Raw genomic sequence first — 17,584 nt, forward strand, 5'->3', positions numbered from 1 at the left:
TACTAGACTTGAGGAGACGCCCCTTTTTCTTTGCTTTCCGCAGCAACGGACACTGCTTTGAAGAAAGTTAGTGTTATCTTTTTTACTCTTGTCATGGGATGGTGTCTGGATGTCTCTGAAATCGGAAGAAATGTCGGTGGTGGATCATCTCACCGAGCTGCGCAAACGGATTATTTATGTGTTAGTCGTATTTGTCCTTGGATTAATTGGCGGTTTATTTTGTGCAAAGCCCATTTACGATTATTTGATTAGCACGGACCTGGCGCAAGGTTTTGTTCTGCATGCATTCTCATTCTGGGATGGCATTGGGATGTACATGAAGATCGCGATGGCCGTTTCGCTAGTGATTTCTGTCCCGTTTATTGCCTACCAGCTGTGGGCATTTATCAGTCCGGGCCTGCGGCCGGAGGAGCGAAGTGCGACACTTCGTTATGTTCCCTATGTGTTTGTTCTTTTCCTTATCGGTCTTTCTTTTGCTTATTATATTGTTTTTCCAATGGCACTTTCGTTCACGATCTCAATTACCAGAAGCATGGGACTGGAAGAGACCTACGGGATTGCACAGTATTTTAACTTCATGTTCAGCCTGGTATTGCCGCTGGCATTGCTGTTTGAACTTCCATTGCTGGTGATGTTTCTGACCAAACTAAGAGTACTCAACCCGCTACGCTTGCGTAAAATGCGTCGGTACGCCTATTTCACGCTTGTTTTTATTGCTGTAGTTATCACGCCCCCGGATTTTATCTCAGACTTTCTGGTGACGATTCCACTGCTCATTTTGTATGAGTTCAGTGTATTTTTATCTGCATTTGTCTATCGCAAGCAACTTGCTGCGGACGCGGCACGGGATGAACGGTATGTTCAGAAGCAGGAGTGAGGAGAGAGGCTGCCGCTAAGTAGATTTTCTACGAATGTGGCAGCTTTTTTGCTATAAGTTGATTTCATTAGTTGGATTGAATACACTTAGTAAGTAATTGTTATCGATCGATCAGGATCATTAGATGCAAAGGTCTAACCATTCTAGCAACGTTCATATCTATAAGGGGTGAGAGGAAAGCGCTGGAATCCTACGCATATTTTCAAAACCCGTGGATACAATGTAATAGAGTGTGTGCTTGGACAAGCATTGAAACGTATTTTTTTGCGAAAACTAATACGAATTTGTGTAAAAAGACTTGAAATCCGGGCTCAAGTTGAGTATCATAAAAATTGTTGTTAGCACTGCACGCTGTTGAGTGCTAACGCTCTTGAAAAATAGGAGATGGGCTGGAGATTAGCAGGGTTCCATTGATATTTTTCAAGAACATCACAGCATTCTAAGCTTGACCGGTAAGTTCTAAACTATGTTTTGAAGCAAAATAACATAATTTTAAAGGAGGCTATTTTTTCATGATCAAACCATTAGGTGAACGCGTATTGGTGCTACCGAGCGAGCAGGAGGAAACAACTTCATTCGGGATTGTGCTTCCGGACTCCTCGAAAGAAAAGCCACAAGAAGGAACTATTATTGCAGTAGGCAGCGGAGCTTTGAAAGATGGAGTACGTGTAGCGCTTGAAGTTAAAGAAGGCGACCGTGTTCTTTTCTCAAAATATGCAGGAACAGAAATCAAATATGAAGGTAAAGAATATTTGATTATGAAAGAAAGCGACATTCACGCGATTCTTGACTAAGCAAGAGTCGATCATAAGCTAAATCTAAACTACTTAAAGTAATATGATATACAAAAAATTCTAGGAGGTAATTACACAATGGCTAAAGAAATTAAATTCAGTGAAGAAGCTCGCCGTTCTATGCTTCGTGGTGTAGATGCTCTGGCAAACGCGGTAAAAGTTACACTTGGACCAAAAGGCCGCAACGTGGTGCTTGAGAAGAAATTTGGTAGCCCACTCATCACTAACGATGGTGTAACGATCGCTAAAGAAATCGAACTTGAAGATGCATTCGAGAACATGGGTGCTCAACTGGTTAAAGAAGTTGCTACTAAGACTAATGATGTAGCCGGTGACGGTACTACAACTGCAACGGTTCTGGCTCAAGCTATGATCCGCGAAGGTCTGAAGAACGTAACTGCTGGTGCTAACCCAATGGTTATCCGTAAAGGTATCGACAAAGCGGTTCGTGCAGCTGTTGAAGAATTGCAAAAAATCGCTAAGCCTATCGAAGATTCCCAAGCTATCGCTCAAGTAGCTGCTATCTCTGCTGCTGACGATGAAGTAGGTCAATTGATCGCTGAAGCTATGGAAAAAGTAGGTAAAGACGGTGTTATCACTGTTGAAGAATCCCGTGGATTCGCTACTGAGCTTGAAGTAGTAGAAGGTATGCAATTCGACCGTGGTTACATTTCCCCATACATGATTACTGATACAGATAAAATGGAAGCTGTTTTGGAGAATCCATACATCTTGATCACTGATAAAAAAATCAGCAGCACTCAAGAAATTCTTCCATTGCTTGAAAAAATCGTTCAACAAGCTAGACCGCTTGTTATTATCGCTGAAGATATCGAAGGCGAAGCACAAGCTATGCTGATCGTGAACAAACTGCGTGGAACATTCAACGCTGTTGCTGTTAAAGCTCCTGGCTTTGGCGACCGTCGTGAAGCTATGCTGCAAGATATCGCTGCCCTGACTGGTGGCCAAGTGATCACTGAGAAGCTCGGTCTTGATCTGAAGAGCACTTCCATTGAACAACTGGGTAACGCACGTCAAGTACGCGTAACTAAAGAAAACACAACAATCGTAGACGGAAGCGGCGACAAAGCGGACATCAATGCACGCGTAAGCCAAATCCGTGCTCAACTGGAAGAAACAACTTCCGAGTTCGACAAAGAGAAATTGCAAGAGCGTCTGGCTAAATTGGCTGGCGGCGTAGCCGTTGTCAAAGTTGGCGCTGCAACTGAAACTGAACTTAAAGAGCGCAAACTTCGCATCGAAGATGCCCTGAACGCAACTCGCGCAGCGGTTGAAGAAGGTATCGTATCCGGTGGGGGTACAGCTCTTGTGAACGTATATAACGCTGTTGCTGCTGTAGACGTAACTGGCGACGAGAAAACAGGCGTTAACATCGTGCTTCGCGCGTTGGAAGAGCCAATTCGCACCATCGCAGCTAACGCTGGTCAAGAAGGTTCCGTAATTGTGGACCGCTTGAAAAAAGAAGAAGTAGGTATCGGCTACAACGCTGCTACTGGTGAATGGGTGAACATGTTCGAAGCGGGTATCGTTGACCCTGCTAAAGTAACTCGTTCCGCGCTGCAAAATGCTGCATCCGTAGCGGCTATGTTCTTGACTACTGAAGCAGTTATCGCTGACAAGCCTGAGCCTGAAAAAGGCGGCGGCATGCCTGATATGGGCGGCATGGGTGGAATGGGCGGCATGATGTAAGAAAATCATTATCGAAGCAATTCGATGATGAGTTTCCTTGAGAGGAAACACCATTTGACCACATAGTACAAAAATGAGAGACCTTTCATAAGTTCATTGAACTTTTGAGAGGTCTCTCATTTTTTTGTGGGTATAATTTAATCTAATTCTTGCTCTAAAACAGTTTTTACTAAACGACGTACTTCATCAGTTGATCTTGTATCCATTAATTGATTTCTTAGTTCGCCTGCGCCTCTAAATCCACGAACATAGATTTTGAAAAAGCGAAGAAGTGGTTTAAATAAACGTGGCTCGAGTTCATTTGAATATTTATCGTGAAGATCCAACTGTAAAAGAAGTAAATTGAGAAAATCCTTCGCGCTGTGTTCTTTAGGTTCTTTTTCAAAGGCAAATGGATTGGTGAAAATGCCGCGGCCAATCATGACTCCATCAACGCCGTATTGTTCTACTAATTTTAATCCTGTTGCGCGGTCAGGAATATCTCCATTAATAGTTAACAACGTATTTGGAGCAATTTCATCGCGTAATTTTTTTATTTCAGGGATTAGTTCCCAGTGTGCCTCTACTTTACTCATCTCTTTTTTTGTACGAAGGTGAATGGAAAGGTTCGCAATATCTTGTTTCAATATATGTCCTAGCCAGTCGCGCCACTCGTCAATATCAGAGTATCCTAATCTTGTTTTAACACTAACCGGCAATCCACCTGCTTTTGCTGCTTGAATAATTTCTGCTGCAACTTCAGGATGTTTTATTAATCCAGCACCTTTTCCATTCGATGCGACGTTTTGTGCTGGGCACCCCATGTTTAAATCGATACCACGAAAACCAAGTTTTTTCATATCAATGCTCATCTGTTCAAAAAATACGGGTTTATCACCCCAAATATGAGCGACAATCGGTTGCTCATCTTCTGTGAACGTTAATCGACCACGTACACTGTCTTTTCCTACAGGGTGACAATAGCTTTCTGTATTTGTGAATTCTGTGAAAAATACGTCGGGTTTCGCAGCTTCACTAACGACGTGCCGAAATACAACATCTGTGACATCTTCCATGGGCGCTAATATAAAAAACGGCTTCGGTAAATCAAGCCAAAAGTTTTGTTCGTTACTCATATTATCTCCTCTTGTTGTAATATATAAAAACGATATAAGGATAGCAAAGTCCTATACCCATCATACATAGTATCATTTTTTTTCGTTTGATGCACAGAATCAATGATATGAGAATGTTCATCCACGGCTATTTGTTTATAATCTGTTTATTGATACTTGTTATAATCCTGTAGATGAAAAGTTTGTAATATAAAGTCGAATCGTGTTAACGAATCGATTATAGACAAACGACATAACGCATCCAAAGAACAGGGGGATAAGCAAGTGAACAAAAAGCAATGGATAAGCTCTATATTGGCTGCTGCTGTATTATCAAGCCCTATCATTATGCCGACCAAAGGATCGGCAGCGGCTTCCTTTATTGATATTGATGGCTCATATGCAAAAAAAGCGATTGTTGAGCTATTCGATCAGGGGATAGTGACTGGTGTCGGAGAGAGTAAGTTCTATCCTACGTCGAATATTACAAGGCAGGATTTTGCAATTATTTTAGCAAAGACATTAAAGCTGGATGTTTCAAACCCTCCTGCACTGCCAACCTTTCTGGACGTTCCCACAAGCAACTATGCATACAGCTATGTAGAGGCAGCTGTCAAAGCCGGATTGATTAAGGGTACAGGCAGTAATCTTTTCGGTACGGGGCAAAATTTATCACGTCAGGATATGGTCGTCATGTTCGTGAGAGCATTGGGGGTCAATCCTACGGGTAAAGCTGGAACTTTGCAATTTGCTGATAGTAGCCAAATTGCTGATTATTCCAAAGATTTTATAGCTGCTGCTGTGGAATATGGATTGATTACCGGATATAATAATCTTTTTAATCCTGATGCCAAAGTAGATCGTCAGGCCGTAGCTCTAGTAGCCTCTAAGTTTCTGAAGTTTAAGGAGAACGGAAACACTGAGCAGCCCGCCTCCACCCCAACTGCTCAACCGAGTAAAGAGCCGGTAACAGTGCCTACTCCTGTTGTTGGAGGATCTTCCCCTTCGCAAAGTGAGCATAGCAGCAATTCAGATACAAATGCACCTATGGTTGAAAGTACCAAGTTCGAGGCGATCGACAACTACAACGGGACACAAGATCAGCTTCGCGGGTTAGCGGGAGCCATCGGGGAGCAAGGAGCAGCGGTACAAGCCTACCTGTGGACGGATGCGAATGAGAACGGTGAAGTAGATGCCGATGAGTTAGGAACAGCCCTCGCATTAGGCACTAGTGCAGCAGATGGATCTGTGAGTGCGGCCAATATTGGGGATCTGAACGCAGGAACGTATCGTTTCGTGATTACCGCTAAGGATTCATCCAATAATGAATCGGCGAAGGACGCTGCCCATGCGGTTACGGTGACCTTAAGCAAAAACGAAGTTCCGGATACGAGTGCACCGGTAGTGGACGCAACCAAGTTCGAAGCGATCGACAACTACAACGGGACACAAGATCAGCTTCGCGGGTTAGCGGGAGCCATCGGGGAGCAAGGAGCAGCAGTACAAGCCTACCTGTGGACGGATGCGAATGAGAACGGTGAAGTAGATGCCGATGAGTTAGGAACCGCCCTCGCATTAGGCACCAGTGAAGCAGACGGAGCTGTGAGTGCGGCCGATATTGGGGATCTGAACGCAGGAACGTATCGTTTCGTGATTACCGCTAAGGATTCATCCAATAATGAATCAGCGAAGAACGCTGCCCATGCGGTTACGGTGACCTTAAGCAAAAACGAAGTTCCGGATACGAGTGCACCGGTAGTGGACGCAACTAAGTTCGAAGCGATCGACAACTACAACGGGACACAAGATCAGCTTCGCGGGTTAGCGGGAGCCATCGGTGAGCAAGGAGCAGCGGTACAAGCCTACCTGTGGACGGATGCGAATGAGAACGGTGAAGTAGATGCCGACGAATTAGGAACAGCCCTTGCATTAGGCACTAGTGCAGCAGATGGATCTGTGAGTGCGGCCAATATTGGGGATCTGACCGTAGGAACGTATCGTTTCGTGATTACCGCTAAGGATTCATCCAATAATGAATCAGCGAAGAATGCTGTACATGCGGTTACGATTGAGCTTGTTAATGGTGTTCTGACCACACCTACGGTTACTAGCTCTATATATGGCTTTGACGGAGGCGGCGGTTCAAAAACAAAACAACTGATAACGGGTTCTACACAATCGCGCATTCGCTTCGACTTTTTCTCCGGAGAAAGCTTTACGAATGCTGAAATTCAGGTAACGCTGGAAGGCATTACCTTTACCACAAACGACTATTATACCATTAGTGGATGGACACATCCGACGAGTGATCAAATTAGCAATAATGGGCATACGTTAACTTTCACAGGAAGTAACATAGGTGTTTCGGATATCGCTTTTGAACTTCATAATAAAGTGATGCCGGCACCCGGGACCTATCTCATTAAGTTCAAAGCAGATGCGGATGGACCTGGAACAGCCAGATCTTATTCCGAGGAACAAGTCATTACCTTAATTATTTTGCCACCGGCTTAAACTAGAAGCTTCTCATGAGTTCTTTGAACTTGTGGGAAGCTTCTTTTTTATGAAAAATAGGATTGCTCAATATAGTCTAAATGAGTATTATGAGTAAGGTATGTTCATATAAAAATAGAGATAAACAGGATGGAGAGCACCATGAAAACAACACGTCAGAACGCATTGATTTTCTCGTTTACTTTTATGGCTTTTATTCTGGGTACGACGGAGTATATTATTGTTGGTTTACTCTCTGAAATATCCTCAAGCCTCGGAGTTACGCTTGCGACAGCCGGGGGATTGGTATCTGGCTTCGCGATTTCTTATGCCATTGGCACACCAATTATGATGTCCTTGTGCAGCCGTGTTCCGAAACGGATTACGATTCTTGTATCACTTGTATTGATTTTACTGCTAAATTTGTGGAGTGCTGTAACTGGAACTTACAGTATGCTGCTGGTGACTAGAATAGTTACTGCCATACTATGTGGCTTTGTTCTTTCTGTAGCTATTACGGTAGCGAATGAAGCGGTTGATCAGGAGAAGAGAGGCAAAGCGATTGCTACAATTTTGAGTGGTTTTGCTATTGCGAATGTTTTTGGTGTGCCGATCGGTACTTTCGTCGGGCAGTTTTTTAATTGGCCAGCAGCGTTTGTTCTGAATGGGATATTAGCTGGAGTTGCCATAGTCCTAAATTATATCTATATTCCACGCCAATTACCGAAACCTGTGCCTAGCTCACTCAAGGATCAGATCGGATTGCTCACAAACGGCCGCATTATTCTTGCATTTCTCATTCCGGTTACGGCAGTGGGAGCCGTATTTGTGATGTACACTTACATTACACCTATACTGGAGCAAGTCATGAACGTTCCTAAAAGCTCAGTTAGCGGTGTGCTGTTTGTATACGGAATTGCCACGATTGTCAGCAACTGGATTGGTGGCAAGGTTGCGACCGGGAATGCGGTTAGTAAGCTGAGATTCGTGTTCCTTATCCAAGCTGTGGTCTATGTTATCTTTAGTATGACCGCATCTGTTTCCATTCTAGGAATGATTGTGCTAATGGCTCTAGCCATGATGTCGAGTATTGTGAGCGCCCCTGCGCAGCTCTATTTGATTGACTTAGCTAAGCAGTTCTCACCAAAAACGAAGGATCTTGCTGCTTCATTGAATCCAGTAGCCTCAAACCTGGGAATTGCAGGCGGGTCCGCGATCGGTGGAGTGGTTGCCGGGCATGGAGGATTAATCTCTCTTCCTGTAGCTGCTGCCATCCTGGCGATATTGGCCTGTGTGATTACGTTGATATGTTATAAGATGGATCATCAAAGCCAAGCAGCGGTCATCACTCAGCATCATAACTTAACCTAATGAGATGATATAAAATATCCCGGCTTCATACGAGTTCATTGAACTTGTGTGGAGCCTTTTTTATATGGAAAGCTTCAAAGCGTTGACTTCCTACAGATTCAGTGCTAAACTTATCTTAAGTTAAAGATATTTAAAGTGAAGATAAAAAACTCGATGTTATCCACCAAAGAGCTTGTACAGTAGAAAAAGATCTTTTTTTTAAGTGATATCTTAATATTAAGATAATTAAACTAAACCTTTTTGTTCTTGGGAATTATATTAGGAGTCAAAATCAACTAAACATTAGGAGTGTATAACAATGAGAAACTTAAAAGGGATTCACCACGTTACAGCCATCACAAGCAGTGCAGAGAAAAATTACGAGTTTTTTACTTACGTGTTAGGTATGCGTCTAGTGAAGAAAACAGTTAATCAAGATGATATTCAGACGTATCATTTGTTTTTTGCAGATGATAAGGGCAGCGCCGGAACAGATATGACCTTCTTTGATTTTCCTAACATCCCTAAAGGGGTTCATGGAACTAACGAGATTGCGAAAACATCCTTCCGGGTACCAACAGATGCAGCATTAGACTACTGGGTTAAGCGTTTTGATCGGCTTGCAGTGAAGCATACCGGCATTAAAGAGCAATTCGGCAAAAAGACATTATCCTTCGTAGATTTCGATGATCAACAGTATCAACTTATTTCAGATGAATTGAATAAAGGTGTCGTATCAGGTACACCGTGGCAAAAAGGACCTATCCCTTTGGAGTATGCAATAACTGGCTTGGGACCGATCTTTGTACGAATTGCTGACTTGAACTACTTCAAAGAAGTATTGGAGAAAGTGATGTTGTTTAAAGAAATTGCTCAGGAAGAGACGTATCATTTATTTGAAGTTGGCGAAGGCGGAAACGGTGCACAAATTATTGTAGAGCATAATGAGTTCTTACCGAATTCACGCCAAGGTTTTGGGACTGTTCACCATGCTGCTTTCCGTGTAGAGGATCGTGCGATGCTGGACGAGTGGACAGAGCGTTTTGAAGGCTTTGGATTCCAAACTTCAGGATATGTAGATCGTCACTTCTTCGAGTCGTTGTATACACGTGTAGCACCACAAATATTGTTTGAGCTTGCCACTGACGGGCCAGGATTTATGGGAGATGAGGAATATGAGACCGTTGGCGAGAAGCTTTCTTTGCCACCTTTCTTGGAACCTAAACGTGAGCAAATTGAGAAGTTAGTCCGTCCTATTGATACCGTTAGAAGTACGATCGACTTTGTGAAAGAGTGAAGAAGGGGCTGAGGAAATTGATTTCAATTGATCCAAAGCACAACAGTGAGCGGGAAAATTACAAATTATTAATTGGCACTATTATTCCTAGGCCAATAGCCTTTGTCACAACACAATCAGAAGAGGGTCTCTTAAATGGTGCACCTTTTAGCTATTTTAATATCGTTTCGTCTAATCCTCCAATGGTTTCATTGGCAATTCAAAGACCAGCAGGGCGTTTAAAAGATACAGCCCGTAATATTTACGATAATCAACAGTTTGTTGTGCATATTGTAGATGAGGAGAATGTTGCGAAGATCAATCAGACTGCAGCCACATTACCTGCTTCTGAAAGTGAAATTGAACTGGCGAATCTTACACCGATTCAAAGTACAAGTGTTGCTGTGCCTGGCGTTTTGGAAGCGAAGGTGCGGATGGAGTGCAAGCTTGTTCAAGCAATTCCTCTAGGAGGCGAAGAACCTGGGAGTGACTTGTTTATTGGCGAAATTGTTCAATTCCATATCGATGAATCGATCTATCAGGAAGGGCATATTGACCCGAGAGTTCTAAACGCTGTGAGCCGTTTGGCGGGAAATAATTACGCAACCCTTGGAGAGATTTTTACAATAGATAGGCCGGAATAAGCAACTATAGAATAGACCTGCTAGTAAGCAATGAAGCCTACTTAGCAGGTCTTTTTGTGTACCGAAGCTACAGTTCGTCCGCAACCCCCAACAAAGCAATCCCTAGAATCACAACGATAATAACGGCATATTGTGCCTTGCTTAGTTTTTCTTTGAGGAAGATTCGCGATAATATTACGGAAAAAATGCTGTATGAAGCAATAAGTGGTGCCGCGATAATCGCGTTGCTGGACATAGCAAATACGTAGAAGAATTGTCCGGTCGTTTCCAGAATGGCTGCGAAGCCCTTATCCCGTTCTTTAAATAGGTTGAACTTTACCTTTTTAAAAAATTTCAGGTATATAAAAGACAAGATGGCACATATAAAGAAGGTGTATTCATACGCGAGCAGAGCTGCTTTTTCGCTAATCAGGCTGAGTTCATCCAAATAAATAGCATCGGCAAAGGTGCCAAGTCCATCGATTAGGCAGTATAGGATTGGAAAAATGATGGCGATCACGCCAATCTGATATTTTTTATCAATCTGTGTGGTGCTGTTTTGAAGCGCTTGGTGTTCTGCTCTCTTTTCCAAGATGGCGATCCCGATAATGCCCAAGGTGATAACGGCAACACCAACGATTTCAAGCGCCCCTAGCTCATGGGTGAAAAAGATAAATAATAATATCGTCGTTACAGCGCCAGATGAATTTTGTACGGGGGAGGCAATGGATAACTCAATATATCTGAGTCCAATATAACCAACTGCCATCGACAGGATATAGAGTGCAGACACAGGGAAATATCGGATTAAGTCCATAGGATCAAAGGTTAATCCTTGAATGAGCATATAAGCTGTTGCGTGAATACCCATGACTATCCCCACGATAATGACAATCTTAATATGGCTATACCGATCCTGACTATCGGTCCCCTTTTTATAAAATAAGTCAGCCCCTCCCCAAGCGAAGGCTGTTAATAATGCAAACATAAACCACATAATCATTGCTCCTTGCTGTAGATTAAAATCCCCGCCGATTATACCAGATTAGATTCTACACAGGGTGCTCATTTCGTCACACATAAAAAATACACCCTCTAGAATCGACCGGACAAACCAAAGGTTTATCAAATGTCTATTCTAAAGGGTGTACTTCATAACATAACAGAGGGGTAAGGCGTTATCTTAACGTAGAGTTTTCAATGCGCCACTCCAAGCCAAGACTTGATCCAGCATCCCATTAAGATTGGTAAGATGCAGATCCGCTGGTTTAAACACAGTTCCGTTCTCGAAATCAGTGAACAGTGACAATGCAGGGTGTACACGAACGTCTGCTACAGATAGTTCTCCCAAGATTCCGCGTAGATGTTCAGCTGCACGAGCGCCCCCTACGGAACCATAACTTACGATACCTGCTGCTTTATTATTCCAAGCTTCACGGGCATAATCGAGCGCATTTTTCAGTGATGCAGAAATACTGTGGTTATATTCTTGTACGATAAATACGAAACCGTCTAGTGTAGCAAGTTTAGTGTTCCATGCTGTTGCTTGTTCAGTTGCATCAGCCTCACCCAATAGTGGAAGCTTGAAATCTGCAATATCTATGATCTCATAATTAGCATCCCCGCGTGCATCCGCAATCTTTTTAACCCATTCTCCTACTTGCGGGCTTAAACGACCTTGACGAGTACTTCCGAGAATAATACCGATGTTTAATTTTGACATTGTTTGTTCCTCCTCAATTTTTGTTCTACCAAATAGTTTGTCTAGAAATCCCATGAAGTACACAACCTTTAAAAATTATTTATCTCAAGAGTAGTAAACTCTGGTTGTCTTTAAGTTAAGTATCTTTAAGATGAGATAATAATACCGCACATAGTGTGCTTTGTCAAGCAACTTTATAATAGTTAGTTCATAGCTTTGCTTCACCTTTACAAAATTAGTTGTTAGGAATATAATTGTTTAAGCAACTATTAAAACAGTGTTAATTGAGAAGGGATACGATCATGACGACAAAGCATAACCAATCCGAGCTTACGTTAGGATTTATGATGGGCACGACTTATCGTAAATTAAGCATGTTATTTCAAAGTGGGCTGAAAGAACATGATATAACACCAGAGCAATGGTCAGTCCTTTTTCATATTGACAGAACGGAAGGTTTGATTCAGAAGGACATTGCTAAGCGCTCTGGTAAGGATAAGCCAACTACAACGCGAATTCTGGATCATTTGGAAGGAAAGGGACTGATTTACAAAAGAACCGGCGAGAACGATCGGCGTTCTTTTAAAGTCTATATTACGGAAAAAGGAAGGTCTCTGGTGAAGGAAACCGTTCCTATTGAAGATAAGGTGACAGAAGAGATTATGAACTGTATTTCTAGTAAGGAATATGAGTTGCTCATGGAATTGCTGCTAAGAATAAACAATCATGTAGATCAAATAACAGATGGAGAGTAGGAAGGCAAGTTATGTTAGAACAACAAGAACTACGTACGAAATTATGGACCAAATCTTTTATTGCTTTAACGATTAGTGCTTTATTTTTATTTATGAATTTACAGATGTTGTTATCTTCATTTCCGTCTTACGTAAAAAGCGAATTTCAGGCCGGAGATATCATGGTCAGCCTCGTTACCAGCGTCTTTGCATTAACTGCGATCGCCTCACGTTTTATGACCGCTTTTCTGATGCGGAAGGTTAGCCGCAATGTATTATTATATATTGGCTTAGCAATTGCCGCCGCTATTACCGGCCTTTATGTTGTAGCAGATTCTATCGGATCACTGCTGCTGATGCGTGTGGGCTATGGGATTGGATTCGGGATTGCCAGCACGATTATCCCAACGATTGTTTCACAGATTATTCCAAGCAAAAGAATGGGTGAAGGGATAGGTTATTTCGGTTTATCCACCAGCCTGGCGATGTCGATCGGTCCAATGATTGGCTTGAATGTGATGAAACAATCAGGTTTTGGAACACTGGCTATGATCGGTATGGTAACTTTACTTCTTGCTTTTCCAGTACTTTTATTTTCTCGTTCACTTCCAGCGCAACCGAAAAAAAAGCCTACCCCAACTCAAAGCGAATCCACCAAACCTCTCAAGGTTCCGTTTAATACAAAGTTAGTATTGCCTGCCATTCTAAATGTCATGTTGGCAATTACCTACGGGGGATTGCTAAGCTTTATCGCTTTATTCGGCGAATCAGTTCATCTGGAGCAAGTGGGTTTGTTCTTTTTATTTAATGCGGTTACGATCATCATTATAAGACCTATCTCCGGCAGATTATTTGATAAAAGAGGACCAGCTTCTGTCCTAATCCCGGCGGCGGTTTGCGTCGTTGCAAGCTTAACTGTGCTTTCTTATACTACCTCTATGCCAATGCTCATCGTTTCTGCACTGCTATATGGACTTGGCTTCGGCGCTATTCAGCCAACGATCCAGGCTTGGATGCTTCGCACCTCAACTCCAGCACAATATGGTATGGCCAACAGTATGTTCTATAACTCAACGGATTTGGGTGTAGCCAGTGGAGCCATTATTCTGGGGGCAATCTCGGCAGCAACTGATTATGGGATAATGTATCGTTATTCGGCTGGGTTTATGGTGTTGTTCCTTATCGTGTATGTGGGAATTCAGATTAACAAGGCTAGAGTGAATCCATCAACCTTAAGTCAATAGGGTTCGGAGATTAAGCCAATCTTTATCTGCTATTCATATTATTTTAAGCTAAGAGGGTTATAGTAATCACATAACCCCCTTATAATATAGACTTTGACCCTGCCGGACGTTGGCAGGGTCCTTTTTTTGTGTATGAAGAGAAGAAGTACATTATGTCGATGCACTTTTCTGGCAGGATGGATTATGCTTAGAAGAATAGGAATCGAAGGGGGAGAGATTTGCGGATGAATATGACATGGAACTTAGATAGTTTATATCCTTCCTTTGAATCGGAGCAGTTAAAAAGGGATCGGAAGCTACTGAGCCAGCATATACAAGATTTAAAGCGGTGGGCTGAGCACCATTTGAAAGTAAAAGACGTTACAACCATGCCTGTGGAGGGCTTTTTAAGAATTTATAATGATTATAAAAGCATATATGTATGCTTGTTAGCTTATGCAGAGTTAACACTCAGCGCAGATCGTGGCTCCGAGGAAGCCATGAATCTTGCTGATGATATTGAGGAGGCCAATTCAGAAATCATCGGGGTAGTTGTGGCTTTTAAGCGCTGGTTTAGCACTTGTGATCATATGGATGAGCTTATCGTTAGCTCACCTTATCTAATGGAGCATCAATTTTATTTGCGAGAACTCCTGTTACAATCCCGCTATGAGTTAAGCGAAGAACTTGAAATGGCCATAGCCAAAATGCAGAGTACAGGATCCAAAGCATGGAGCAGACTGTATATGGAGAGGACTTCAAGTGCACTTGCAGATTTAGTGGTAGATGGGGAAACTAGACAAGTGACACTTGCGGAGCTAAGAAGTATGGCTTATGAGAATAATGCCAGCTTAAGAAAAGCTGCTTATGAAGCGGAGGCAGAAGCCTGTAGTCGTATTGCTGAGGTCTGCGCAGCCAGCTTAAATGGCATTAGTGGTGAGGCGCTGACGATTTATGGCATGCGGGGTTATCAATCTTCTCTGGAAAAAGTGTTAATCGCTTCGAGAATGGACAGTGAGACTTTAGCCGCTATGCTCACTGCTCTTCGGGAGAGCCTGCCAGCCTTTCATACCTATTATCAAAAGAAAGCCGAGCTGCTGGGACATCCGGCAAAGCTGCCTTTTTACGATATTTTTGCACCAGTCGGTGTAGAAAACGGGAAAATTACATACGCTAACGCCAAAGATACAATCTTCTCGAGCTTCGCAACCTTTAGTGAGGAACTGTCTTGTTTTGCTCAGAAGGCTTTTGATCAGCAATGGATTGATGCAGAACCTAGATCAGGCAAAGGGGGGTATGGACTTTGCATTGATATTTTTCCGATTGGCGAGAGCAGAATTATGACCCAGTTCACCGGAAATGCTATAGATATTAGTATCCTTGCCCATGAGCTCGGCCATGCCTATCATAGCTCCTGTCTGGCTAATGAAACGATGCTGAATACGGATTACCCGATTCCGATTGCTGAAACGGCTTCGATTTTTTGTGAGACGATAGTGAACCATGCCATAATTACAAATTCAACGGAGAAGGAAGCTCTGCTTATTCTGGAGAGAAGTATTTCTGATGCCGGTTATTATCTTGTAGACTTTTATGCCCGTTATTTATTTGAGATCAAATTATATGAGAGAAGAGCATTAGGCCCGCTGTCTGTTCAAGAGCTAAATGAATTGATGATTGCCTGTATGGTGGAAGCCTATGGTGAGGGCATTGACCCGGGTACAATCCATCCGTACATGTGGATGAACAAAGCTGGATATTTTATGGCTAGTAATGAATTTTTGAATTTCCCGTATTCCTTTGGTTTGTTATTCTCTAAAGGACTGTACGCGGAATATTTAAAGAGGGGCGAAGAGTTCGCCCCTAAGTATCGCCAGTTCCTTAGGGATACCAGCAAACATAATATTGTTGATGTAGCAAAAACAATGTATCTAGATGTTCACTCCGTCGACTTCTGGAGAAGTGCATTGAAGTTAATAGAGAGCGACATTGGGGTGTTCATCGCTAAAGCCTAAACAACTCTCCAATTATGGTCACAGGTAGCTTCAATTTGGCCATGCTTTTCAATGTAGTCCGTGACAATTTCAGATATGTCGATCATAATTTCTTGAACAATCGGTTTACCCTTATACATCTCATAATCTCCGCCACCGCTGGCTCTATAATTGTTCATAACAACCTCATATTCTTTAGAGTCCTCTATAGGCTGACCTTGGTACAGCAGATGGAGGACTCTTTCGCCTACAGGTCTAGCGGTATCAAGCTCGTATTGTATTCCTTCCCACATATCATAATTGTAATGCTGCGGTTTAGGCTCGATGTAGGCGGGGTTAACGATTATTCCGTTTTCGTCTTGTTGGAAATAGTTAGCGGTTTGTTCTAAGGCCTCTCTAATATCTTGTCCTGTCAGTCTTAGGACGGTTAAGGTGTTGGGATAAATGAAGTTCGATAAAATGTCTCTGCGTGTGATGGTTTCGCTGAAACCCTTGCAATCGTTACTGAGTAAGGCTGCTGTAGAAATATCTATGCCAGTAGCCTCCATTTGTACCTTATTCATAAATTCTATAAAAGGGTGGTCAGCTAAGCGGCATTCATCAGCACTGGAAATAGACAGGTCCCCGATAACCGTTCCTATTCTCTCATCCAGCCAAGTTTGTGTTTCTGATTCAAGAGTACTGCTCAGCTCTAGGATTATTTCATCTGCAGCTGTTGTCTCATTAACGTTAAGGAGCTCGGCATGTTTACGCTGAATCTTCCAGTGTGTATTTTCTTTTTGGAAAATAACCGAAATTTTACCGAGGGAAAGTCCATTACAACCAGGTTGTATGATTGTAACACCGTTCAACTCTCCAGCTATGGAGCGGTGCTGATGTCCGGTAATTAGCACATCTATGCCCTCTACCTCTGTACACATGGCGTAGGCTTGATTCTCCCCCGTTAGTCTTTCTACAGGTTCTCCACTGCTTAGATCGCGTTCGAATCCGCCGTGGTAAGCTACAACGAGCAGATCAGGCTGCTCTTCTGCCCGTATAATGGCACACCAATGTTTTACAGTCTCTAGCGAATCCTCAAATTGAAGCCCTTCAATATGGCTAGGGTTCTCCCAGTGGGGGATGTAATGCGTCGTAACCCCTAGAACGGCTACTTTGATTTTATCTACCCATTTGATGATATAGGGTTTACCAAAGGCGGGTTGATTTGTCGTGTTATCTATAATTCCAGCTGATAACCAAGGAAAGCAGGAATCCTGAACGGCTTTATTCAGCAGAGTTTTGCCAAAATTGAATTCATGGTTGCCAATAATTGCAGCGTCATATTTCAATTCATTTAGTGCAGCTATGCCCGGATTCAGCTCATTACTATAATGTGTAGCTGCATAATAAGTTAACGGTGTGCCTTGAATAAGATCACCGTTATCTATAAGGATCAGCTCAGGAGTATGGGATCTTTCTTGTTTAATGAGGGTAGCAATTGTTGCTAAGCCTGCTGGTCGTTTCTCCCCCGTGCGGTAATCGACGGGCCCAAAATGTCCATGTAGATCACTTGTTACGAGGATTTCACAGGTTATTGAATTCTCTTTATTCATAGGTAGCCCCTCCTGATAATAAGTTCAGACCTCATTCTAGCAGATAATTTGGTAACTTTAAGAGATTGGAATAAATTTTACATATATTTGATGCTTGGTTGCTATTGATTTAATAAAACACA

General features: G+C 42.6%; 14 protein-coding genes. 10 read left to right on the forward strand and 4 right to left on the reverse strand.

The annotated features are described in order from the left end of the window. Positions 1-109: 109 nt before the first annotated feature. The 3 genes from tatC to groL all read left to right on the forward strand — a co-directional run bounded on the left by tatC (position 110) and on the right by groL (position 3,381). Positions 110-877 (forward strand): twin-arginine translocase subunit TatC, encoded by a 768-nt coding sequence (tatC, locus tag MHI32_RS05330; protein ID WP_076129223.1) that lies wholly within the window; start codon positions 110-112, stop codon positions 875-877. Between the two features lie 512 nt (positions 878-1,389). Next, the gene (gene groES, locus MHI32_RS05335; protein WP_036676506.1) at positions 1,390-1,671 is read left to right on the forward strand and encodes a co-chaperone GroES; all 282 of its coding nucleotides are present in this window, start codon (positions 1,390-1,392) and stop codon (positions 1,669-1,671) included. Between the two features lie 78 nt (positions 1,672-1,749). Further along, a complete protein-coding gene (groL, locus tag MHI32_RS05340) occupies positions 1,750-3,381 on the forward strand; it encodes a chaperonin GroEL (protein WP_076129222.1) in 1,632 nt (543 codons plus the stop codon). A 137-nt stretch (positions 3,382-3,518) separates the two neighbouring features. Here groL and MHI32_RS05345 read toward each other — a convergent pair whose 3' ends face one another. Further along, the gene (locus MHI32_RS05345; RefSeq protein ID WP_076129221.1) at positions 3,519-4,496 is read right to left on the reverse strand and encodes a tRNA-dihydrouridine synthase; all 978 of its coding nucleotides are present in this window, start codon (positions 4,494-4,496) and stop codon (positions 3,519-3,521) included. A 264-nt stretch (positions 4,497-4,760) separates the two neighbouring features. Between MHI32_RS05345 and MHI32_RS05350 the strand changes: the two genes are divergently transcribed. From MHI32_RS05350 to MHI32_RS05365, 4 genes are all read left to right on the forward strand, one after another. Then, positions 4,761-6,989 carry an S-layer homology domain-containing protein gene (locus tag MHI32_RS05350; RefSeq protein ID WP_340011997.1) on the forward strand — a complete coding sequence of 743 codons (2,229 nt, stop codon included), beginning with the start codon at positions 4,761-4,763 and terminating at the stop codon, positions 6,987-6,989. 141 nt (positions 6,990-7,130) lie between these two features. Continuing rightward, positions 7,131-8,339, forward strand: a complete 1,209-nt coding sequence (locus MHI32_RS05355) for an MFS transporter (RefSeq protein ID WP_036676501.1) — start codon at positions 7,131-7,133, stop codon at positions 8,337-8,339. Between the two features lie 298 nt (positions 8,340-8,637). Next, on the forward strand, positions 8,638-9,615 hold the full coding sequence (locus MHI32_RS05360; RefSeq protein WP_076280468.1) for a ring-cleaving dioxygenase: 978 nt from the start codon (positions 8,638-8,640) through the stop codon (positions 9,613-9,615). A 17-nt stretch (positions 9,616-9,632) separates the two neighbouring features. Then, entirely contained in the window at positions 9,633-10,238 is a 606-nt protein-coding gene (locus MHI32_RS05365) for a flavin reductase family protein (RefSeq protein ID WP_038568951.1), read from the forward strand. 67 nt (positions 10,239-10,305) lie between these two features. Here the strand turns inward: MHI32_RS05365 and MHI32_RS05370 are convergent, their stop codons facing one another. Together MHI32_RS05370 and MHI32_RS05375 are read right to left on the reverse strand one after the other, a co-directional pair. After that, entirely contained in the window at positions 10,306-11,214 is a 909-nt protein-coding gene (locus MHI32_RS05370; protein ID WP_340011998.1) for a DMT family transporter, read from the reverse strand. Positions 11,215-11,400: 186 nt separating this feature from the next. Beyond that, positions 11,401-11,940, reverse strand: a complete 540-nt coding sequence (locus tag MHI32_RS05375; protein WP_036676495.1) for an NADPH-dependent FMN reductase — start codon at positions 11,938-11,940, stop codon at positions 11,401-11,403. A gap of 281 nt (positions 11,941-12,221) precedes the next feature. Here MHI32_RS05375 and MHI32_RS05380 point away from each other — a divergent pair, with 281 nt between their 5' ends. From MHI32_RS05380 to MHI32_RS05390, 3 genes are all read left to right on the forward strand, one after another. Further along, positions 12,222-12,674, forward strand: coding sequence for a MarR family transcriptional regulator (locus MHI32_RS05380; protein ID WP_036676493.1), 453 nt, complete (start codon positions 12,222-12,224; stop codon positions 12,672-12,674). A gap of 11 nt (positions 12,675-12,685) precedes the next feature. After that, the gene (locus MHI32_RS05385; protein ID WP_076130619.1) at positions 12,686-13,897 is read left to right on the forward strand and encodes an MFS transporter; all 1,212 of its coding nucleotides are present in this window, start codon (positions 12,686-12,688) and stop codon (positions 13,895-13,897) included. A 224-nt stretch (positions 13,898-14,121) separates the two neighbouring features. Next, the gene (locus tag MHI32_RS05390; protein WP_340011999.1) at positions 14,122-15,891 is read left to right on the forward strand and encodes a M3 family oligoendopeptidase; all 1,770 of its coding nucleotides are present in this window, start codon (positions 14,122-14,124) and stop codon (positions 15,889-15,891) included. Here the strand turns inward: MHI32_RS05390 and MHI32_RS05395 are convergent. Then, complete coding sequence (locus tag MHI32_RS05395) at positions 15,888-17,462, reverse strand: bifunctional UDP-sugar hydrolase/5'-nucleotidase (RefSeq protein ID WP_076309560.1); 1,575 nt, start codon at positions 17,460-17,462, stop codon at positions 15,888-15,890. The two genes, MHI32_RS05390 and MHI32_RS05395, sit on opposite strands and share 4 nt — an antisense overlap. Positions 17,463-17,584 lie beyond the last annotated feature (122 nt).

The sequence above is a fragment of the Paenibacillus sp. FSL H7-0690 genome, from assembly GCF_037980415.1.
In the GTDB taxonomy this organism is placed as follows: Bacteria; Bacillota; Bacilli; order Paenibacillales; family Paenibacillaceae; genus Paenibacillus_AQ; species Paenibacillus_AQ odorifer.

What these genes read in the sequence shown, in the direction of transcription:
- MHI32_RS05380 (WP_036676493.1), top strand. Translation starts at nt 12,222, where the DNA reads ATGACGACAAAGCATAACCAATCCGAGCTTACGTTAGGATTTATGATG.
- groL (WP_076129222.1), top strand. Translation starts at nt 1,750, where the DNA reads ATGGCTAAAGAAATTAAATTCAGTGAAGAAGCTCGCCGTTCTATGCTT.
- MHI32_RS05375 (WP_036676495.1), bottom strand. Translation starts at nt 11,940, where the DNA reads ATGTCAAAATTAAACATCGGTATTATTCTCGGAAGTACTCGTCAAGGT.
- MHI32_RS05385 (WP_076130619.1), top strand. Translation starts at nt 12,686, where the DNA reads ATGTTAGAACAACAAGAACTACGTACGAAATTATGGACCAAATCTTTT.
- tatC (WP_076129223.1), top strand. Translation starts at nt 110, where the DNA reads ATGTCTCTGAAATCGGAAGAAATGTCGGTGGTGGATCATCTCACCGAG.
- MHI32_RS05345 (WP_076129221.1), bottom strand. Translation starts at nt 4,496, where the DNA reads ATGAGTAACGAACAAAACTTTTGGCTTGATTTACCGAAGCCGTTTTTT.
- MHI32_RS05370 (WP_340011998.1), bottom strand. Translation starts at nt 11,214, where the DNA reads ATGTGGTTTATGTTTGCATTATTAACAGCCTTCGCTTGGGGAGGGGCT.
- MHI32_RS05390 (WP_340011999.1), top strand. Translation starts at nt 14,122, where the DNA reads ATGAATATGACATGGAACTTAGATAGTTTATATCCTTCCTTTGAATCG.
- MHI32_RS05360 (WP_076280468.1), top strand. Translation starts at nt 8,638, where the DNA reads ATGAGAAACTTAAAAGGGATTCACCACGTTACAGCCATCACAAGCAGT.
- MHI32_RS05355 (WP_036676501.1), top strand. Translation starts at nt 7,131, where the DNA reads ATGAAAACAACACGTCAGAACGCATTGATTTTCTCGTTTACTTTTATG.
- groES (WP_036676506.1), top strand. Translation starts at nt 1,390, where the DNA reads ATGATCAAACCATTAGGTGAACGCGTATTGGTGCTACCGAGCGAGCAG.
- MHI32_RS05395 (WP_076309560.1), bottom strand. Translation starts at nt 17,462, where the DNA reads ATGAATAAAGAGAATTCAATAACCTGTGAAATCCTCGTAACAAGTGAT.